This is a genomic window from Vibrio sp. Vb339 (genome assembly GCF_902751245.1).
GTDB lineage: Bacteria > Pseudomonadota > Gammaproteobacteria > Enterobacterales > Vibrionaceae > Vibrio > Vibrio coralliirubri.
On record NZ_CADDIS010000002.1, the window covers coordinates 603,370 to 621,144 of the forward strand.

13 protein-coding genes are annotated in these 17,775 nt (G+C 44.7%); 9 read left to right on the plus strand and 4 right to left on the minus strand.

Annotation, left to right across the window (positions count from 1 at the left end; genetic code table 11):
- Positions 1 to 13 precede the first annotated feature (13 nt).
- Complete coding sequence (locus HRQ85_RS11450; protein WP_048613949.1) at positions 14 to 1,792, minus strand: sodium:solute symporter family transporter; 1,779 nt, start codon at positions 1,790 to 1,792, stop codon at positions 14 to 16.
- Between the two features lie 730 nt (positions 1,793 to 2,522).
- Entirely contained in the window at positions 2,523 to 3,242 is a 720-nt protein-coding gene (locus HRQ85_RS11455) for a FadR/GntR family transcriptional regulator (RefSeq protein WP_048613948.1), read from the minus strand.
- A 266-nt stretch (positions 3,243 to 3,508) separates the two neighbouring features.
- On the opposite strand from HRQ85_RS11455, the gene phnD reads away from it, so the two are divergent.
- From phnD to phnE (HRQ85_RS11475), 4 genes are all read left to right on the plus strand, one after another.
- Positions 3,509 to 4,465: a phosphate/phosphite/phosphonate ABC transporter substrate-binding protein gene (phnD, locus tag HRQ85_RS11460; protein WP_048607068.1), complete on the plus strand. Its 957-nt coding sequence runs from the start codon at positions 3,509 to 3,511 to the stop codon at positions 4,463 to 4,465.
- Positions 4,466 to 4,608: 143 nt separating this feature from the next.
- Entirely contained in the window at positions 4,609 to 5,427 is an 819-nt protein-coding gene (gene phnC / locus HRQ85_RS11465; protein WP_017069947.1) for a phosphonate ABC transporter ATP-binding protein, read from the plus strand.
- Entirely contained in the window at positions 5,424 to 6,278 is an 855-nt protein-coding gene (gene phnE, locus HRQ85_RS11470; protein WP_228012849.1) for a phosphonate ABC transporter, permease protein PhnE, read from the plus strand. The genes phnC and phnE (HRQ85_RS11470) overlap by 4 nt, the downstream gene beginning before the upstream one ends.
- 10 nt (positions 6,279 to 6,288) lie before the next feature.
- The gene (gene phnE / locus HRQ85_RS11475; protein WP_050621206.1) at positions 6,289 to 7,119 is read left to right on the plus strand and encodes a phosphonate ABC transporter, permease protein PhnE; all 831 of its coding nucleotides are present in this window, start codon (positions 6,289 to 6,291) and stop codon (positions 7,117 to 7,119) included.
- Positions 7,120 to 7,398: 279 nt separating this feature from the next.
- Here the strand turns inward: phnE (HRQ85_RS11475) and HRQ85_RS11480 are convergent, their stop codons facing one another.
- A complete protein-coding gene (locus HRQ85_RS11480; protein ID WP_172379661.1) occupies positions 7,399 to 9,552 on the minus strand; it encodes a heparinase II/III domain-containing protein in 2,154 nt (717 codons plus the stop codon).
- A 2-nt stretch (positions 9,553 to 9,554) separates the two neighbouring features.
- Positions 9,555 to 11,744 carry a heparinase II/III domain-containing protein gene (locus HRQ85_RS11485; protein ID WP_086969640.1) on the minus strand — a complete coding sequence of 730 codons (2,190 nt, stop codon included), beginning with the start codon at positions 11,742 to 11,744 and terminating at the stop codon, positions 9,555 to 9,557.
- A gap of 333 nt (positions 11,745 to 12,077) precedes the next feature.
- Here HRQ85_RS11485 and HRQ85_RS11490 point away from each other — a divergent pair, with 333 nt between their 5' ends.
- The 5 genes from HRQ85_RS11490 to HRQ85_RS11510 all read left to right on the plus strand — a co-directional run bounded on the left by HRQ85_RS11490 (position 12,078) and on the right by HRQ85_RS11510 (position 17,775).
- On the plus strand, positions 12,078 to 12,413 hold the full coding sequence (locus tag HRQ85_RS11490; protein WP_009846518.1) for a cupin domain-containing protein: 336 nt from the start codon (positions 12,078 to 12,080) through the stop codon (positions 12,411 to 12,413).
- A gap of 34 nt (positions 12,414 to 12,447) precedes the next feature.
- Positions 12,448 to 13,380 (plus strand): sugar kinase, encoded by a 933-nt coding sequence (locus HRQ85_RS11495; RefSeq protein ID WP_172379662.1) that lies wholly within the window; start codon positions 12,448 to 12,450, stop codon positions 13,378 to 13,380.
- Positions 13,381 to 13,453: 73 nt separating this feature from the next.
- A complete protein-coding gene (locus HRQ85_RS11500) occupies positions 13,454 to 14,080 on the plus strand; it encodes a bifunctional 4-hydroxy-2-oxoglutarate aldolase/2-dehydro-3-deoxy-phosphogluconate aldolase (protein ID WP_017069898.1) in 627 nt (208 codons plus the stop codon).
- Between the two features lie 860 nt (positions 14,081 to 14,940).
- Positions 14,941 to 16,707, plus strand: a complete 1,767-nt coding sequence (locus HRQ85_RS11505; protein WP_048607084.1) for a sodium:solute symporter family protein — start codon at positions 14,941 to 14,943, stop codon at positions 16,705 to 16,707.
- Positions 16,708 to 17,010: 303 nt separating this feature from the next.
- Complete coding sequence (locus HRQ85_RS11510; RefSeq protein ID WP_050633389.1) at positions 17,011 to 17,775, plus strand: transporter substrate-binding domain-containing protein; 765 nt, start codon at positions 17,011 to 17,013, stop codon at positions 17,773 to 17,775.

A 17,775-nucleotide genomic window follows, 5' to 3' on the forward strand; every position in this document is an offset into this window, starting at 1 on the left:
CGTTTTCTATGTATTAGCTTTCGGTTACTGCTTTCGCTTGCTTGCCGCCGTCATCGACCGCTTTAACCAATAGCACACCGACACCACCAACTATCACACCACATAAGATGAAGACTAGGCGTCCCCACATTGGGTTAGTCAGAAGAGCCATTAGCATGATACCGACACCCGCTACCGCAATCAGTTTACCAAGCATTTCACGCTGTTTGTTATCCAGTACTTTCTGTTCTGCTGACTCCGCAACTAATGGAGTAGACAGGTTACCGAAGAACTTATCAACGTCTGCTTGACGCTTCTCAGTTAATGGCTTGTAGAACAGAGTTGATAGGATGAAGAAACCACCTGTCAGCGTAATGTGAGCAATCAGACCGATAGCAACCTTAACATCAGACCATTCACGGCTTGTTAGCTCTTCTAGACCGAAGATTGAAGACACCATTTCAGCGTTAACAACGAAACCTACGTAGTAAGAAACAAAACCACCAACTACTAGCGTACCCCAACCAGCCCAGTCCGGTGTCTTCTTAATAAAGAAGCCAAGGAATGCAGGAATTGTCATTGGGAAGCCGATAAGTGCGCCTACATACATCATTGTATCGAACAGGCTCAAACCTTTAAGCGAGTTGATGAACTGTGCGATAAGGATGATAGCGATACCAAACACGGCAGAAGTAATCTTAGAAACCGTTACTAGTTCTTTTTCGCTAGCCGCACCTTTACGAACGATTGGTTCATAGAAGTTCTTAACAAAGATACCCGAGTTACGGTTTAGACCAGAATCCATTGAAGACATTGTCGCTGCAAACATCGCCGCAACTAGAAGGCCAACCATACCTGCTGGCATGTACTCTTGTACGAAGTATAGGTAGGCAAAGTCACCCGCTTTCTTACCCGCATCTGGGTAAGCTGCTGCTAGGTCGACACCTTGACCTGCAATGTACCAAGAAGGCATGAACCAGATAAATACACCACAAAGCATTAGCACACACGCTAGTAGCGCCGCTTTCTTCGCGTTCTTTGAGTCTTTAGCCGCTAGGTAACGGTAAGAGTTAAGCATGTTGTTAGTAATAGAGAACTGCTTCACGAAGATGAAGAATGCCCAAATGCTGAAGATGCTTAAGTAGTTAATGTTGTTACCAGAAAGGAAAGAACCGCCTTCCGCTACAGGGAAGTTATTCACGATTTCACCAACACCGCCACCTTGAACAACAGCAACAACAGCACATGTCACGGTGACTGCCATGATGATAACCATCTGCATAAAGTCAGATGCGATTACCGCCCATGAGCCACCCGTTACAGACATTGCCAATACAACCAAACCGGTAATCCAGATAGTTGCTGTCATGTCGAAACCGAAGATACCAGAAGCGATGATTGCTAGTGCGTTTAACCATACACCGGCAGAAACAACACTGTTTGGCATTGAAGACCAAGTGAATACTTGTTCGTTAGTCGCACCGAAACGCATACGAATTGCTTCGATTACCGTTACTACACGTAGTTGACGGAACTTTGGAGCAAAGTATGCGAAGTTCATGAAGTAACCAAATGCGTTAGCTACGAAGATGACCGCTACTGCAAAACCATCGTTATACGCTTTACCTGCCGCACCGGTGAATGTCCATGCACTAAACTGGGTCATAAAGGCGGTTGCACCAACCATCCACCACAACATGTTACCGCCCCCGCGGAAGTAGTCACTGGTGGTACTTGTAAATGTTCTAAACATCCAACCTATCGCAATCAAGAATAGGAAATAAATGCCGACAATAATCGTGTTGAGTTCCATCGTGTATCCTTTGTCCGTTGTATTTTGTTACGAGGACTATAGGAAATCTCAAACCTTATTTGTAGTACAATAATCCAAATAAGTGATGGCGATCTTATTTTGATTGATTAAGTTAATTATATATATGACATAGGATGGAATATGGCCAATCCATTAAGGAAATTACTGGTGTTTGAGATAAAAACTCAAAAAACCAAGACCAAAGAACATCACGCCCATTAAAATCAAAGACTTATAAAAAAGTGAGACTTTGCACACTTATTAACAAATACAACCAAACACATATAAATATAAAATCCTCAAAAATAATAAAAGCCAAATCTGAGCTAAATCCCCCTCATTTATCACACAATAAACCAGTGTTTTTTATCTATTGAGAGTGGACAATTTCATTAGAATTCAACTTAAATATAATCCATATTGAAGCGGCATATCCTGTTCAAACGATGGCAGATTAAAAATATACAAAAATGAAAAATCATGGATGACGCATAATTATTTGGGGGGAGCTCGAGTGTCTAAAAACGAATATCGAGCGTAATATTATTTTTATTTTGATGGTAAAGAGAACGACCGCTAGGCGTATACAAGAAGGAACTGACTTAAGAAGGAGTTAAGCGAGGATGAACCAAAACAGTGCCACACATGGTGCAACACGCTTTCTAAAAACAAAAAAGGCATGCACTTGGCATACCTTTTTGACTGGTTCAAATGAAGTTGAAAACCGTGTTTAGCTTGCAGTGGCTAAACGGTGGTTAGCATCTTGCAAGTGAGCCGCTGACATTGTACGAGCTTTTTCACTGTCGCCAGCCATAATCGCTTCATAGATTCTACGGTGTTCATTGATACATGTGCTGCCCTCTTCAGAAGAGTGCACGATGAAGTTAACGAACATGGTAGTCAGAATATTGCCAAATGGCAGGTAGAAATCGTTACCTGTCGCATTAAAGATCAAGCTATGGAAACGAGTATCGATGTCTGTCCAACGTTCTTGGTCAAACACTTCTGCATCATCCACTTCAACCATCTTCTGGAAGATCTCTGAAAGCTCAATACGTTGCTCAGCAGTCGCAAATTTTGCAGCTAATGCACACGCTTCAGGTTCAATCGCACGGCGAAGGCCTAAAAACTGAGAACAGAATTGGTCTATGTCGGTTAGACCATCCATCCATTCAATCAGTTGAGGATCAAGAAAGTTCCAGTATGCGCGATCTACTACACGAGTACCGATTTTCGGGCGGGACTCTAACAGACCTTTAGAAGTCAGTAGTTTAACAGCTTCACGAAGTGCCGTACGGCTGATACCAAACTGTTCACACAGCGCCATTTCACCAGGAATAATAGAACCTTGTGGCAGTTCACCAGACAAGATTCCACGAGCGATTTCACGCGCTACTTGCACGTGCAGGCTGCGCTTCGAGCCCGAGATTGAATTAAAAGTGCTAACCATAAGTTCACTTATTTTATATGTTATGTTTATGTATTATTTAAGGATCACTATAACAGGATTTCAACCTAGCGCCAATTGAGTAAATTAGCAACGAGTCGCTCTCTATTAAATTACTCAATGAATCAAACACTTACAAAGCACCCAATTCCGCACAGCTAGAAACATTATGTTACACCATTCATAAATCCGTCATCAAAACGCATCGGTTCTGTCATCCTCGATTTCTATACTCCCTTCCCAAGACATCACTCAATTGGACTGAAATAATGAAACCGACAAAAACAAATCTCACGCTTAAGAGCGCTATTACTGCTGCGCTGATTTTTTCTGGTTCTGCATTAGCAATGGATACACGATACGAAGATCGCTCTGGCAACTTGGTTGCTGATGTTCCTCAAGATGAATCACAATGGGTTGACCCAAACACGCTAATTTTTGCTTATACGCCAGTTGAAGATCCTGCAGTATACGCTGATGTGTGGAGCGAGTTTTTGAGCCACCTTGAAAAAACAACGGAAAAGACGGTTCGTTTCTTCCCTGTTCAAAATAACGCTGCTCAAATTGAAGCAATGCGTTCAGGTCGCCTACATATCGCAGGTTTCAACACAGGTTCTACACCACTAGCGGTTAACTGTGCAGGCTTTGCCCCATTCACAATGATGGCTGCAGAAGATGGATCTTTCGGTTACGAAATGGAAATCATCACTTACCCTGGTTCTGGCATTGAGAAAGTGGAAGACCTAAAAGATAAGAACCTAGCGTTCACATCACAAACATCTAACTCTGGCTTCAAAGCACCTTCTGCGATTTTGGACGCTGAATACCAACTTCAACCTGACCGAGATTTCAAACCAGCATTCTCTGGCGCACACGACAACTCTATTTTGGGTGTGGCGCACAAAGATTACGATGCTGCAGCAGTTGCTAACTCAGTATTGAACCGCATGCTTTCACGCGATGTTGTGAAAGAAGACCAAATCAAGAGCATCTACAAATCTCAAACCTTCCCGACTACCGCTTACGGCACAGCGCACAACCTAACGCCAGAGCTACAAGAGAAGATTCAAAAAGCGTTCTTCACTTTCGATTGGGAAGGCACAAAGCTTCAAGAAGAATTTGAACGTAACGGCGAAGCGCAGTTCGTTCCTATTACTTACAAAGAGCACTGGGAAGTGATCCGCACTATCGATACGGCAAACAAAGTCTCTTACACGTGTAGCTAAGTTCAACCGAACTAAAAAGCCAATCACACACTGATAAAACTAACTGCAGGTGTAATCGCCTGCAGTTATTCACCACTCTTTCCGGTTTACTTTCCATGCCTGTCTCAGGCGAACTCTTAGTACACCGCTCTTATAGGAATTCTATGTCTACTCTTACCCTTAAAGGGCTTACCAAGCACTACTCCAGTTCTGATAAAGCCCTTACCAACGTTAGCTTGTCGGTCAATGCCGGTGAAGTGGTTGGTTTAATTGGTCCATCTGGTGCGGGTAAATCAACACTTATCCGTTGTATTAATCGGCTAACCGAACCCACCAGCGGCGAAGTGATCTTTTCCAATACCAATCTAGAAACGCTGTCTAAGCGACAATTGAGACAATCACGCCGTGAAATCGGGATGATTTTCCAAGAGTACGCGCTGATTGAGCGTTTAACGGTGATGGAAAACGTACTTTCAGGACGTTTGGGTTACGTGAATTTCTGGCAAAGCTTTACTCGTCGTTTCCCGGAATCGGATATCCAAGCCGCTTATGCGCTACTCGACCGTGTGGGATTATTAGAACACGCCAATAAAAGGGCCGATGCTCTGTCGGGTGGTCAGCGTCAACGTGTTGGTATTGCACGCGCACTTGCGCAGAAACCGAAATTACTGTTGATTGATGAACCAACAGCCGCACTTGATCCACGTACTGCGCGCCAAATCATGCGACTGATCAGTGAGATTTGTTCAGAGCAACAGCTCCCTGCCATCATCAATATTCACGATGTTCAATTAGCAAAGCAGTTTGTTGACCGTGTTGTCGGCTTGAATGCAGGTTGCGTCGTGTTTGATGACAAACCAAACCTGCTCACTGAAGATGTTTTAACGCAAATCTACGGTGAAGAAGACTGGAGCCAACAAGCAGAAGAAGAGGCCGATGACCTCATCATCACGAGCCCTCGCCTGTCTGAGGCAACAATATGACTCAACCATATCCAAATCAAGTTCAGCAGCATTTAAAGTCAGGAAAACAGAATTCCAAACAATACCCGACACAGTGGACAAAGCCGCCACTGATTTCTAGCCCGTGGCTGCGCTGGAGCTTAATCATCATGGTCGCGGTTTACTTGTACCTTGCGACTCAATCGGTACACGTCAACTGGGCTCGAATTTACGAAGGCAGCGAACGCGGCTGGCAGTTCATTTTGGCTTTCATGAACCCAGATTTTGGTGGCCGTTGGAACAACATCTCGCAAGGTTTGATTGAGAGCTTAACCATGACGCTCACATCGACCGTGGCGGGTGTCCTTCTTTCTATACCATTCGGATTAGGCGCAGCCAAAAACCTTGCTCCGACTCCTGTTTACCTATTCTGTCGTGCGTTCATTTCAATCGCTCGTAGCTTACAAGAGATCATCGTTGCGATTCTGTGTGTCGCACTGTTTGGCTTTGGTACCTTTGCAGGTTTTGTCACGCTAACCTTCGCGACCATTGGCTTTCTAGCAAAACTGTTTGCTGATGAGATTGAAGCCATTGACCCTGCACCACTCACTGCAATGCGCGCGACTGGCGCAAGCTGGCTACAACAGGTGAATTACGCCATTCAAGCACAGGTGATGCCGCGCTTTATTGGCCTTTCGATGTACCGACTCGACATCAACTTCCGTGAGTCTGCCGTGATTGGCATTGTTGGCGCAGGTGGTATCGGCGCAACGTTAAACACAGCTATGGACCGTTACGAATACAGCGCAGCAGCCGCTATTCTATTGATTATTATCGTGATTGTGATGTTGTGTGAATACCTATCAACCATCATCCGTAAGCATGTGCAGTAAGGAACGACCAATGAGCACGCTAAATGAAACACCGACAAGCGCCATCAATCGTACCCAATGGCAGCGTTACGACAGTAAACAGAGCCTAATGCTTTGGCTGGGCTGGCTTTGCTTTGTTGCTTTGACAGTATTCGCATGGCAAGTCATGAACAAGGATACGATTTGGTACTTTGTGACTGACTCACCGAATCAATTTGCTGATATCTCTTCACGTATGTGGCCACCAAGATGGAGCTACTTGGAGTCTCTTTGGAGCCCGTTGTGGGACACCATTAACATCGCGACACTTGGCACACTGTTAGGGATCGTACTCGCGTTTCCAGTTGCGTTCTTAGCTGCACGTAATACAACGCCAAGCATGACGTTTATCAGACCTATCGCGCTGTTCATCATCGCGGCAAGTCGTTCAATTAACTCGTTAATTTGGGCATTGTTATTGGTAGCAATCATCGGCCCAGGCTTGTTAGCCGGTATCATTGCGATAGCGCTACGTTCAATTGGCTTCGTGGCGAAGTTAATGTACGAAGCGATTGAAGAAGTGAACGCAACACAGATGTCAGCAATCCAATCGACCGGAGCTTCTCCGCTGCAAGTATTGAACTACGGCATTCTTCCGCAGGTGATGCCAAGCTTCATCGGCACGAGCTTGTTCCGTTGGGATATCAATATTCGTGAGTCTACAGTTTTAGGCTTGGTCGGTGCTGGCGGTATCGGCTTGAAATTGCAAGAATCGATGGCGATGCTGGCATGGCCTCAAGTGACTGTGATTTTCTGTGCGATTCTAGTGACGGTCATCTTCTCCGAATGGGTGGCAGCCAAAGCAAGAAAAGCCCTTATCTAAATAATAAAAACAACGTCAAATAAACGGTTAGCTAAGATCAAAGCCTACTCACTGAGTAGGCTTTTCGTTTGTTGAAACGTTCTATTCTGTCTCCTACACGCATAAAAAAACCGAGTAACTCGCAGTGAGTTACTCGGTTTGACTTATTCCCGATGTATTCAGTCGTTGTTGGTATCAACGAACGATTTTGCAATCACGACTGAATTCAATGTGACGCTTCGTTCCCGCAAAGCACCACATCAACACAAGCCATCGTTAAATAACTTGCGTGTCAATCATTTACAGTTGAGCAAATGATCCTTCCCACGAGTATGTCTCACCCGCAAACTCAACAGTGTGAGTTGCTTGCTGCGTGTCTTCAGCTTGGTTTGAAATACCGTAGTGGTAAGTGTTGCCAGATGTCGTTTGGATGCGCACAACAGTCCCGACACTGTTATGGCCAACAACAGACACTGATTTAACCAGACCACGAGCGCCTACAGAGGCTTCGATAGACTCGTTAAAGTAACCATGAGTTTCCAATACAGAAGCAAACACGTGGTTTTGACCAGACTGACGTAAGATGAACGCAGGCTCACTCTTAAGGTTGAAGTCTGGATCGTTAGCACCAGTGCGAGCAAAGATAACTTCGCTGCCCGCATTAGCGCTGGTTACTAGGCTGTAGTAGCTGCTGTCATGTAGCCAACTTACTAGAGAACCTTCTTCGTTCACTTTACCTGAAGCCACGTTCCATAGGTGTTGGTAACCGTTATCTTCACCTAATGGCTTAAGCGTTTTTTCCATGTCGTAATCGAAGTCAGTACGAATGATCTGGCCAGAGTGGTGAACTGGTAGGTCGTACTGGTGCTCAGCGTCAGCTTCGATGCGGTACACATCAATCACTAGCGGTTTTTCGAACTCAGGAAGTTCAGCAAGAATCACGCTGCGTTGCATGTCTACGCCAGTGTAGTACTCAGAAATAGTGCCGCTCATGCCTTGTAGAGACTGGTCGTCTGCTACGAAGAAGTGCTTCTGACCAAACTTAGACTCAGCCAGTGCTGTGTTGAAGTTGTTCTGCGTTTTCTGATCAACCGTTACTGTGTTGTGAGCAACCGTCTGCTTACAGTAAGACTTGTTCTCAGGGATGTAACGACCGCCAAACTTAGGCTCCACGTTTACCCAACGACCGAAGCCGTAATCGTGCAGCACTTCGTGGCCACGGTTGAATACGCTTAGGTGTAAGCCATCGTAGTGACCGTGGTCTAGCGCAGAGTGGTACTGGTGATCAGAGCCGTGCTGACCAAACCAGATCAACGCCATTGTGTCGTCGTCTTGCTCATCACGGTGACGAAGGATGCTTACGCCGCCTTTTTCGCCTTCAGGGCCGTCGGTTACAAACAGGCTACCCCAGTTGAATGCTTTGATGTCATCTGCTGCATCAACAGCGTCAGACAATGTTTTACCTGAAGCATGAACCCAAACGTTTTGTTGGTGATCAGCCATGCCAAGCAGAGTTTCTGTCTGCTCGTAACGGTGGTAACACACAGACGTTGCCATGATAACGCCTTCATCGTTGATAGAGATTGTCTTCGATGAATCGTTCAGAGCTGGCAATGTACCGTCTGGGAATGCTGTTTTGAATACAGAGTAAGACGTTGTCTTGATCACTGAATCGTTGAATTCATAGATACCAACTTCAGGCTGACGACGTTCAATCGCTTCTGCAAACAGGTAGATTGGACGTAGCGAGAAACGGTGGTAGTAAGGACCTTCCATGTAGTAGCCGTCTGGCGAAAACAGTTGGTCAAGTTGTGCTAGGAAACCGCCGCTTACTTTGTCTAGTTTCAGGCCGTAAAGCGCTTTGTCTACAGACTCTTGATCGTTGATCGCGTAACCACAGATACCTACCGCTGCCACTGCCCATAAGCCGTGGTTGTGTACGATATCGAAGTCGTGTGCGTAAGTCACAACGAACATTTCGATCATTTGCTTAAGGAGATCGTCTTCGATCAGACGCTTTTGCTCTTCAGAGATGGTGTGGTAAATACAGCTGTACGCACAAGAAGCGTAAAGCATCCACATGTTCTCGTTCAACGTTTGGTGGAACAGCTTACCCGGAGGGTTAGAGTCACGGCTCACATTGCTTTCAAGTGTTGGGTATACCGTCGCGTACGCTGTTAGCATATCAACGATGTAATCACGGTACTTTGTTTCCTCAGTGATAAGGAACAAACGACCCGCTAGATCCATATGGATGTAGTTTTGCTTGTGACGGTTGTGCTCGTAACCGCCGCCTTCACCGTGACCAGGTACTTCAATGCCAACTTCCGCCATGTAAGCGTCAGTTTGTTTAATATCGCGAGTCAGTGCGTTACCTAAAAGGCTATCCTTGCCAAGTTCTTTACGAAGCTCTGCTGCTTCATCAAAGTTAAGTAAAAGTGGTTGATAGCTCATTATTATTTCCCCTGCTCTGCTAATTCTGGGTTTAAAGTTGTTTCTACTGAGTAGAAGCCAGTCCAGCTGTATACTTTGCCGTTCAGTTCTACTTTATGTTCAGTGCTGTCAGTCGCGCCAAGTTGGTTGCTGATCATCACTGTCACGTTTGATTTCTCTGTGGTGATCTCAACTACCGAACCGATATTCGTGTGAGCCACTACTTTGATGTCTTTCACAACACCACGTGCATTAACTGATTGCTCGAATTCTTCGTTGAAGTAACCGTGCGTTTCAACAACAGAAGCAAACAATGTTGTTTCGCCTTTGCTGCGTAGAATGAACGCAGGCTCTGAACGTAGGTTGAAGCTTGGGTCGTTAGCGCCAGTGCGAGTAAAGATAACTTCAGCATTGTCGTTAGACGTTGCACCTAGCCACGTGTAGTAGGTGTTGTTCTGTAGCCAGCTTACCAGTGCTGTGCCCTTCACATCACCGCTTGCCACGTTCCATAGGTGTTGGTAACCGAAGTCTTCACCTAGAGTGTTCAGCTCTTTGTTTGCTTGGTATTCAAAGTTAGTGCGAACAATCTGACCTTGATATTGGTGTGAGTAGTCGTACTGATGCTCACCTTCGCCGCCTTTCTCAGAATCTAAACGGTAAAGATCTAATAGTAGCGGAGATTCTAATTCTTCAAGGTTTAGCATGAACACGCTGCGTTGCATGTCAAAACCTTCGTAATGATCGTTAGCAAATGCGCTCATGCCATTGATTTGCTCGTCTTCTACTTTGAAGAAGTGTGGCAAGCCATGTACTGCATCCGCGCGCTCAACGTCAAAGTTGTTCTGACATTTTTCATCAATCGTTACTGCGTTATGTGCAATTGTTTGACGAGCGTAAGATTTGTTTTCGTCTAGGTAACGGCCGCCGAATTTAGGCTCAACGTTCACCCAACGACAGAAGCCGTATTCACGCAGTACTTCTTGACCACGGTTGAAGAAAGAAATACCCAGCGTATCAAAGTTGCCATGACCCATACCGTGTTGGCCGTAGTTCATAACAAGTTGAGAAACGTCGCCTTTCTTATCCTGCATACGGATAAAGCCTTGCGCGCCGTTATGACCTTGAGGGCCTTCGTTCAATTCAACACTTGGCCAGAAAGGCATGCCGATTTCTTTCTCAGCAGAAGCTGCTTCGTAGGCTTTAGATAGCTCAAGACCACATGGATGCATCCATACTGCGTCTTGAATCTTCGCCATACCAAGAATGTTTTGGTCTACGCCGTTTTCAGAAGAGTAGTGCTTGCTGTAAACACTTACTGCAACCTGAACACCCATGTCTGTGATGCCCATAGTACGAGAAGCATCATTCAGAGCTGGGAACTCACCGTTCGGGTAAGCCGTCGCCAGCATCGCTTGTACTGTGTTACCAATCACGCCGCCTTTGTAGTTGTAGATATCCACTTCAGGCATGTGACGGTGTATCACTTCAGCGAACACACACGTTGGGCGAATCGCGTAGCGGTGGTAGTAAGGACCTTCCATGTAGTAGCCAGACGGTGCAAACAGCTGAGAAACTTGCGCTAGGAAGCCGCCAGTGTCGTTACGGTCAATGCCGTACACTGACATTTCAAGGTACTCACGCTTACCTAAAGCAAGACCACAAATACCGACAGCTGCTACTGCCCAAATACCGTGATTGTGAATTCGGTCGAAGTCGTGTGCGTATTTAACCGTGAACATTTCTAACATTGGTTCAAAAATGCGAGACTCAATATTGTCGCGTTGTTCTTGTGTCAGGGTTGAAGCAACACAAGAGTAAGCTAAGCTTGAGAACATTAACCAGCAGTGTTCGTTCAGGATTTGGTGGAACAAACGACCGGTAGGGTTAGTGTTTTTCTGTACGTGGTAATCAAACGTTAGGTATTTATCTGCGTATTCTTCTAGTAATTCTGTAACAAAGTCAGCGTACTTTTGCTCTTTAGTGATCAAGAACATACGACCGGCTAGATTCATGTACGTGTAATTTTGCTTATGGCGGTTATGTTCGTAACCCCCAGCTTCACCATGACCTGGGACATCAATAGGTAAACGCATGAATGCTTCTAGATCTTTCGCGTTCGCTGCAATGGTTTTTCCCATTAAGCTAGAACGGCCCACTTCAAGATGAAGCTGCTCGATTTCTGCTTCAGTTAACAATACTGGTTTAGTCGTCATATTCTTTGTCACCCTCAATAAAGAGTTTATCTGCTTAAACTTTGATTAAATTTTCAAACTCCATATAAAGTAATACAATATGAGCTTTAATTATACCTGTTCGTCGCCAAATGATGAGTAGAGTCACACAATTAGCCATAAGTCATTGATGTAAATGACTAATGGTAAATATCAGCCATTTATTAAGTTGTTGATTTATTTACGCTATATAAAGTATCGCTTGATCAATATCACACAAATTTAGATATATTGTATTACAATTAAGCTCATTCCCTTATGATGGATGCAAGTTAAGTAACACTTAAAAGATTTAAACAGATTAGGAGATACACAATGAACTCTTTCTTTATCCTAGATGAAAACCCATGGGAAGAACTTGGTGGCGGCATTAAGCGTAAAATCGTTGCTTACACTGACGATCTAATGGCAGTACACCTATGTTTTGATAAGGGCGCGATTGGCCACCCTCATACTCACGAAATCCATGACCAAATCGGTTACGTAGTTCGTGGCAGCTTCGAAGCTGAGATTGAAGGCGAAAAGAAAGTCCTTAAAGAAGGTGATGCTTACTTCGCTCGTAAACACATGATGCACGGTGCAGTTGCACTAGAGCAAGACAGCATCCTTCTTGATATCTTCAACCCTGCGCGTGAAGATTTCCTAAAATAATAACTAGCGCAACCTCAGTTGCTAAGGTAAGCATATGAAATCATTAAACATCGCGGTCATTGGCGAGTGCATGGTTGAGCTACAAAAGAAACAAGACGGGCTTAAGCAAAGTTTCGGTGGCGATACACTAAATACTGCACTTTACTTGTCTCGCTTAACAAAAGAGCAAGATATCAACACGAGCTACGTAACAGCACTAGGCACTGACCCATTCAGTACCGACATGTTAGAAAAGTGGCAAGCGGAAGGTATCGACACTAGCTTAATTGCTCAGCTTGATCACAAACAACCAGGGCTTTACTACATCGAGACCGATGAAACTGGTGAACGCAGTTTCCACTACTGGCGTAATGATGCTGCAGCAAAATTCATGTTTGACCAGGAAGACACACCTGCTCTACTTGATAAGTTATTCTCTTTTGATGCGGTTTACCTAAGTGGTATTACGCTCGCTATCTTGACAGAGAATGGACGCACGCAGCTATTCAACTTCTTAGACAAATTTAAAGCGCAAGGCGGCCAAGTATTCTTCGACAATAACTTCCGTCCAAAACTTTGGGAAAGCCAACAAGAAGCGATTTCTTGGTACTTGAAGATGCTTAAGTACACAGACACGGCTCTACTGACGTTCGATGACGAGCAAGAGTTGTATGGCGACGAAAGCATTGAACAGTGTATTGCACGTACGTCTGAATCTGGTGTGAAAGAGATCATCATTAAACGTGGTGCTAAAGACTGCCTAGTAGTTGAAAGCCAAAGCGCTCAGTACGTTGCTCCAAACCCAGTAGACAATATTGTTGATACTACAGCGGCTGGCGACTCGTTCAGCGCGGGCTTCCTAGCTAAGCGCTTAAGCGGTGGCAATGCACGTGATGCAGCGTTCGCAGGTCATATTGTGGCAGGAACTGTGATTCAGCATCCAGGTGCTATCATTCCTCTAGAAGCGACGCCTGATCTGTCTCTATAATTACGCACTTTAACTATTAATCAAGGGTTTGCTTAGTTGAAAGCAAGCCCACATTTAACGTGAGAAAGAATTCATGACGACATTAAATGAACAACTAGCAAACCTAAAAGTAATTCCTGTAATCGCTATCAACCGTGCTGAAGACGCTATCCCTCTAGGTAAAGCACTTGTTGAAAACGGCATGCCATGTGCAGAAATCACGCTACGTACAGAATGCGCAATCGAAGCGATTCGCATCATGCGTAAAGAATTCCCAGACATGCTAATTGGTTCAGGTACTGTACTGACTAACGAGCAAGTTGACGCATCTATCGAAGCTGGCGTTGATTTCATCGTAAGCCCAGGTTTCAACCCGCGCACTGTTCAATACTGTATCGATAAGGGTGTTGCAATCGTACCGGGTGTTAACAACCCAAGCCTAGTTGAGCAAGCAATGGAAATGGGCCTTCGCACGTTGAAGTTCTTCCCTGCTGAACCTTCTGGCGGTACTGGTATGCTTAAAGCACTAACAGCGGTTTACCCTGTTAAATTTATGCCTACTGGTGGCGTAAGCTTGAAGAATGTTGATGAATACCTATCGATCCCTTCTGTACTTGCGTGTGGCGGTACTTGGATGGTTCCAACTAACCTTATCGACGAAGGTAAGTGGGACGAACTAGGCAAGCTTGTTCGTGATGCAGTTGATCACGTTAACGCTTAATCTATTTTAGATTGAGTGATGAAGCCTCACCTCGGTGGGGCTTTTTGTTATCTGGCGTTTATTGCGCTGACTAACCGTAAACATGCTCAATCAACGTTCTGTTTCCCCCACACCTTATCGCCTTTCTCTCTATGGGCTCGTACAGCTCCGCGGCTAAGACAGGCAAGAAGGAGTAATGTAAGCGTTCAATCGACTTCAGCACGCATCTAACGAAGCGTTACTGGTGGCCCCCTATCGCCGATCTAGCTTCTTATCCAGCCCCTTACCCAGCAATGTTCCTTTTCGATACGTCGTCAAACATCTCTCATGGCATGCACTGAAGACCACAATAGACAAAGTGAGCCGCAAAATGTGTCCCGCCCGTCCAGTTTAACGCCTACTCAGTGACAAAAATTCCAAATACGCGCCTCTAAAGCACAAAAAATGAACAAATGGCATAGAAAGGCTTCATAGCCGCAGATAAACAGAAAATAGCGAAGTGAAAACAATTAGCTACACTTGAAATCTCAATACAAAAATTTTCAGTATAGAGTTCCAAGTTAACGTGAATGTCGTCGCACAACACACCAATTTGTAGCACATTTGTTACGGTTATAATTAAAATCTTATAGATAAGGTAAAGTAAGCGCCTTTGCTTATATTGTAATACATATGAACATTTAATCCTCAATTTATTTTAGATCTCAAACAAAATGCACTCACATTTAAATTCAATTAAAACAAATACTTACATGGTCACGCATTGGCGCTCGAAAAATCAATGCGACCTAGATCATACTAAAGGCATATTGTAGTACAAATAAACCTTGAGACGCGTTAATCTAAGCCCAGTTAATTATGATATTTAAAAGGCTGAAAAGATGACTATTGATACTTTTGTTGTTCTCGCCTACTTCTTCTTTTTAATCGCGATTGGTTGGATGTTCCGTAAGTTCACCACCTCTACAAGTGATTACTTCAGAGGGGGCGGCAAAATGTTGTGGTGGATGGTTGGTGCAACTGCCTTCATGACACAATTTTCAGCATGGACGTTTACAGGTGCCGCAGGACGCGCGTTCAATGACGGTTTCGTTATTGTAATCCTATTCTTAGCCAATGCTTTTGGCTACTTCATGAACTATATGTACTTCGCTCCAAAGTTCCGCCAACTTCGTGTGGTAACGGCGATCGAAGCTATTCGTCAGCGCTTTGGTAAAACGTCTGAACAGTTCTTCACATGGGCAGGTATGCCGGATAGCCTTATCTCTGCAGGTATCTGGCTAAACGGTCTAGCTATCTTTGTAGCAGCGGTATTCAATATCCCAATGGAAGCGACCATTGTGGTAACGGGTATGGTTCTAGTATTGATGGCAGTAACGGGCGGCTCTTGGGCGGTTGTTGCTTCTGACTTCATGCAAATGCTTGTAATCATGGCCGTGACAATCACTTGTGCGGTAGCAGCTTACTTCCACGGTGGCGGCTTAACTAACATCGTTGCTAACTTCGACGGTGACTTCATGTTAGGTAACAACCTAAACTACATGAGCATCTTCATCCTTTGGGTTGTATTCATCTTCGTGAAGCAGTTCGGTGTAATGAACAACAGCATCAACGCTTACCGTTACCTATGTGCAAAAGACAGTGAAAACGCACGTAAAGCGGCGGGCCTAGCATGTATCCTTATGGTTGTTGGTCCACTAATTTGGTTCCTACCACCTTGGTACGTAAGTGCATTCATGCCTGAGTTTGCTGAGCAATACACATCAATGGGCGACAAAGCCGGTGATGCTGCTTACCTAGCATTCGTACAAAACGTAATGCCAGCAGGTATGGTTGGTCTTCTTATGTCAGCAATGTTCGCTGCAACGATGTCTTCTATGGATTCAGGTTTGAACCGTAACGCTGGTATCTTTGTAATGAACTTCTACAGCCCAATTCTTCGTAAAAATGCGACTCAGAAAGAGCTGGTTATTGTAAGTAAGCTAACGACTATCATGATGGGTATTTTCATCATCGCGATTGGTCTATTCATTAACTCTCTGCGTCACTTAAGCTTGTTCGATATCGTAATGAACGTAGGTGCGTTGATTGGCTTCCCAATGCTAATCCCTGTACTACTAGGTATGTGGATTCGTAAGACACCTGACTGGGCTGGTTGGTCTACTCTAGTGGTTGGTGGTTTTGTTTCTTACATCTTCGGTATCTCTCTGCAAGCAGAAGACATCGAGAACCTATTTGGTCTAGAAACAGCCCTTACAGGCCGTGAATGGAGCGACTTAAAAGTAGGTCTTAGCTTAGCTGCTCACGTAGTGTTCACAGGTGGTTACTTCATCATGACTTCTCGCTTCTACAAAGGCCTATCGCCAGAGCGTGAGAAAGAAGTTGACCAACTATTTACTAACTGGAACACGCCGCTTGTAGCGGAAGGCGAAGAGCAACAAAACCTAGATACTAAACAGCGTTCAATGCTTGGTAAGCTTATCAGCACAGCCGGTTTCGGTATCCTAGCAATGGCTCTGATTCCAAACGAACCAACAGGACGCTTATTGTTCCTACTATGTGGTTCGATGGTACTAACCGTTGGTATCCTACTGGTTAACGCATCTAAAGCTCCGGCTAAGATGAACAACGAGTCAGTTGCCAAATAGCTAAACAGCTAAACAGCTAAACAGCTAAACAGCTAAACAGCTAAACAGCTAAACAGCTAAATAAGCAGCTAACAAGTTAAACCAAAATGAAGCCCATGTTATTCGATAACATGGGCTTTTTGTTTGTCTTCGGTTTATCAAAATAGAATATGAAACGCATCTCGATTAATGCGCATAAAGCGTAGAAATACCTATCTCCTGCCCTCGTTTTATCTTCTTTTCCAACCTTTCCAATGGTTTGATCTCTTTCTCTGATTGTTTCTGTTACTTTGAATGACAACACAAACACAACAGACAATTACAATGAAAAAAACATCACTATTACTCGCCTCCATTGCTCTGGCACTTTCTGGTGTCGCACAAGCTGACCAGCTAGAAGACATTCAAAAATCAGGCACTTTGCGTGTGGGCACTACTGGCGACTACAAGCCTTTCTCTTACTTCGACGGCAAAACCTACTCTGGTTATGACATTGACGTAGCTAAGCATGTTGCAGAGCAGTTAGGCGTTGAATTGAAGATTGTTCGTACCACATGGAAAGATCTACTGACCGACCTAGACGACGATAAGTACGACATCGCGATGGGTGGCATTACGCGTAAAATGCAGCGTCAGTTAAACGCGGAACAAACTCAAGGCTACATGACCTTTGGTAAGTGTTTCTTGGTTGCGAAAGGCACCGCAGAACAGTACGACAGCATTGAGAAAGTGAACCTTTCTTCTGTTCGTGTGGGCGTGAACATTGGCGGCACTAACGAGATCTTTGCCGACGCGAACTTGCAGAACGCAAGCTTCACACGCTACGAGAACAACCTCGACGTACCAAAAGCAGTAGCGGAAGGCAAAGTTGATGTGATGGTGACAGAAACCCCTGAAGGTCTGTTCTATCAGGTAACTGACGAACGTCTTGAAGCGGCCCGCTGCGAAACCCCGTTCACCAACAGTCAGTTCGGCTACCTGATTCCTAAAGGCGAACAACGTTTGTTGAACACGGTGAACTTCATTATGGATGAAATGAAATTGAAAGGTGTTGAAGAAGAGTTCCTGATCCACAACTCCCTTAAGTAA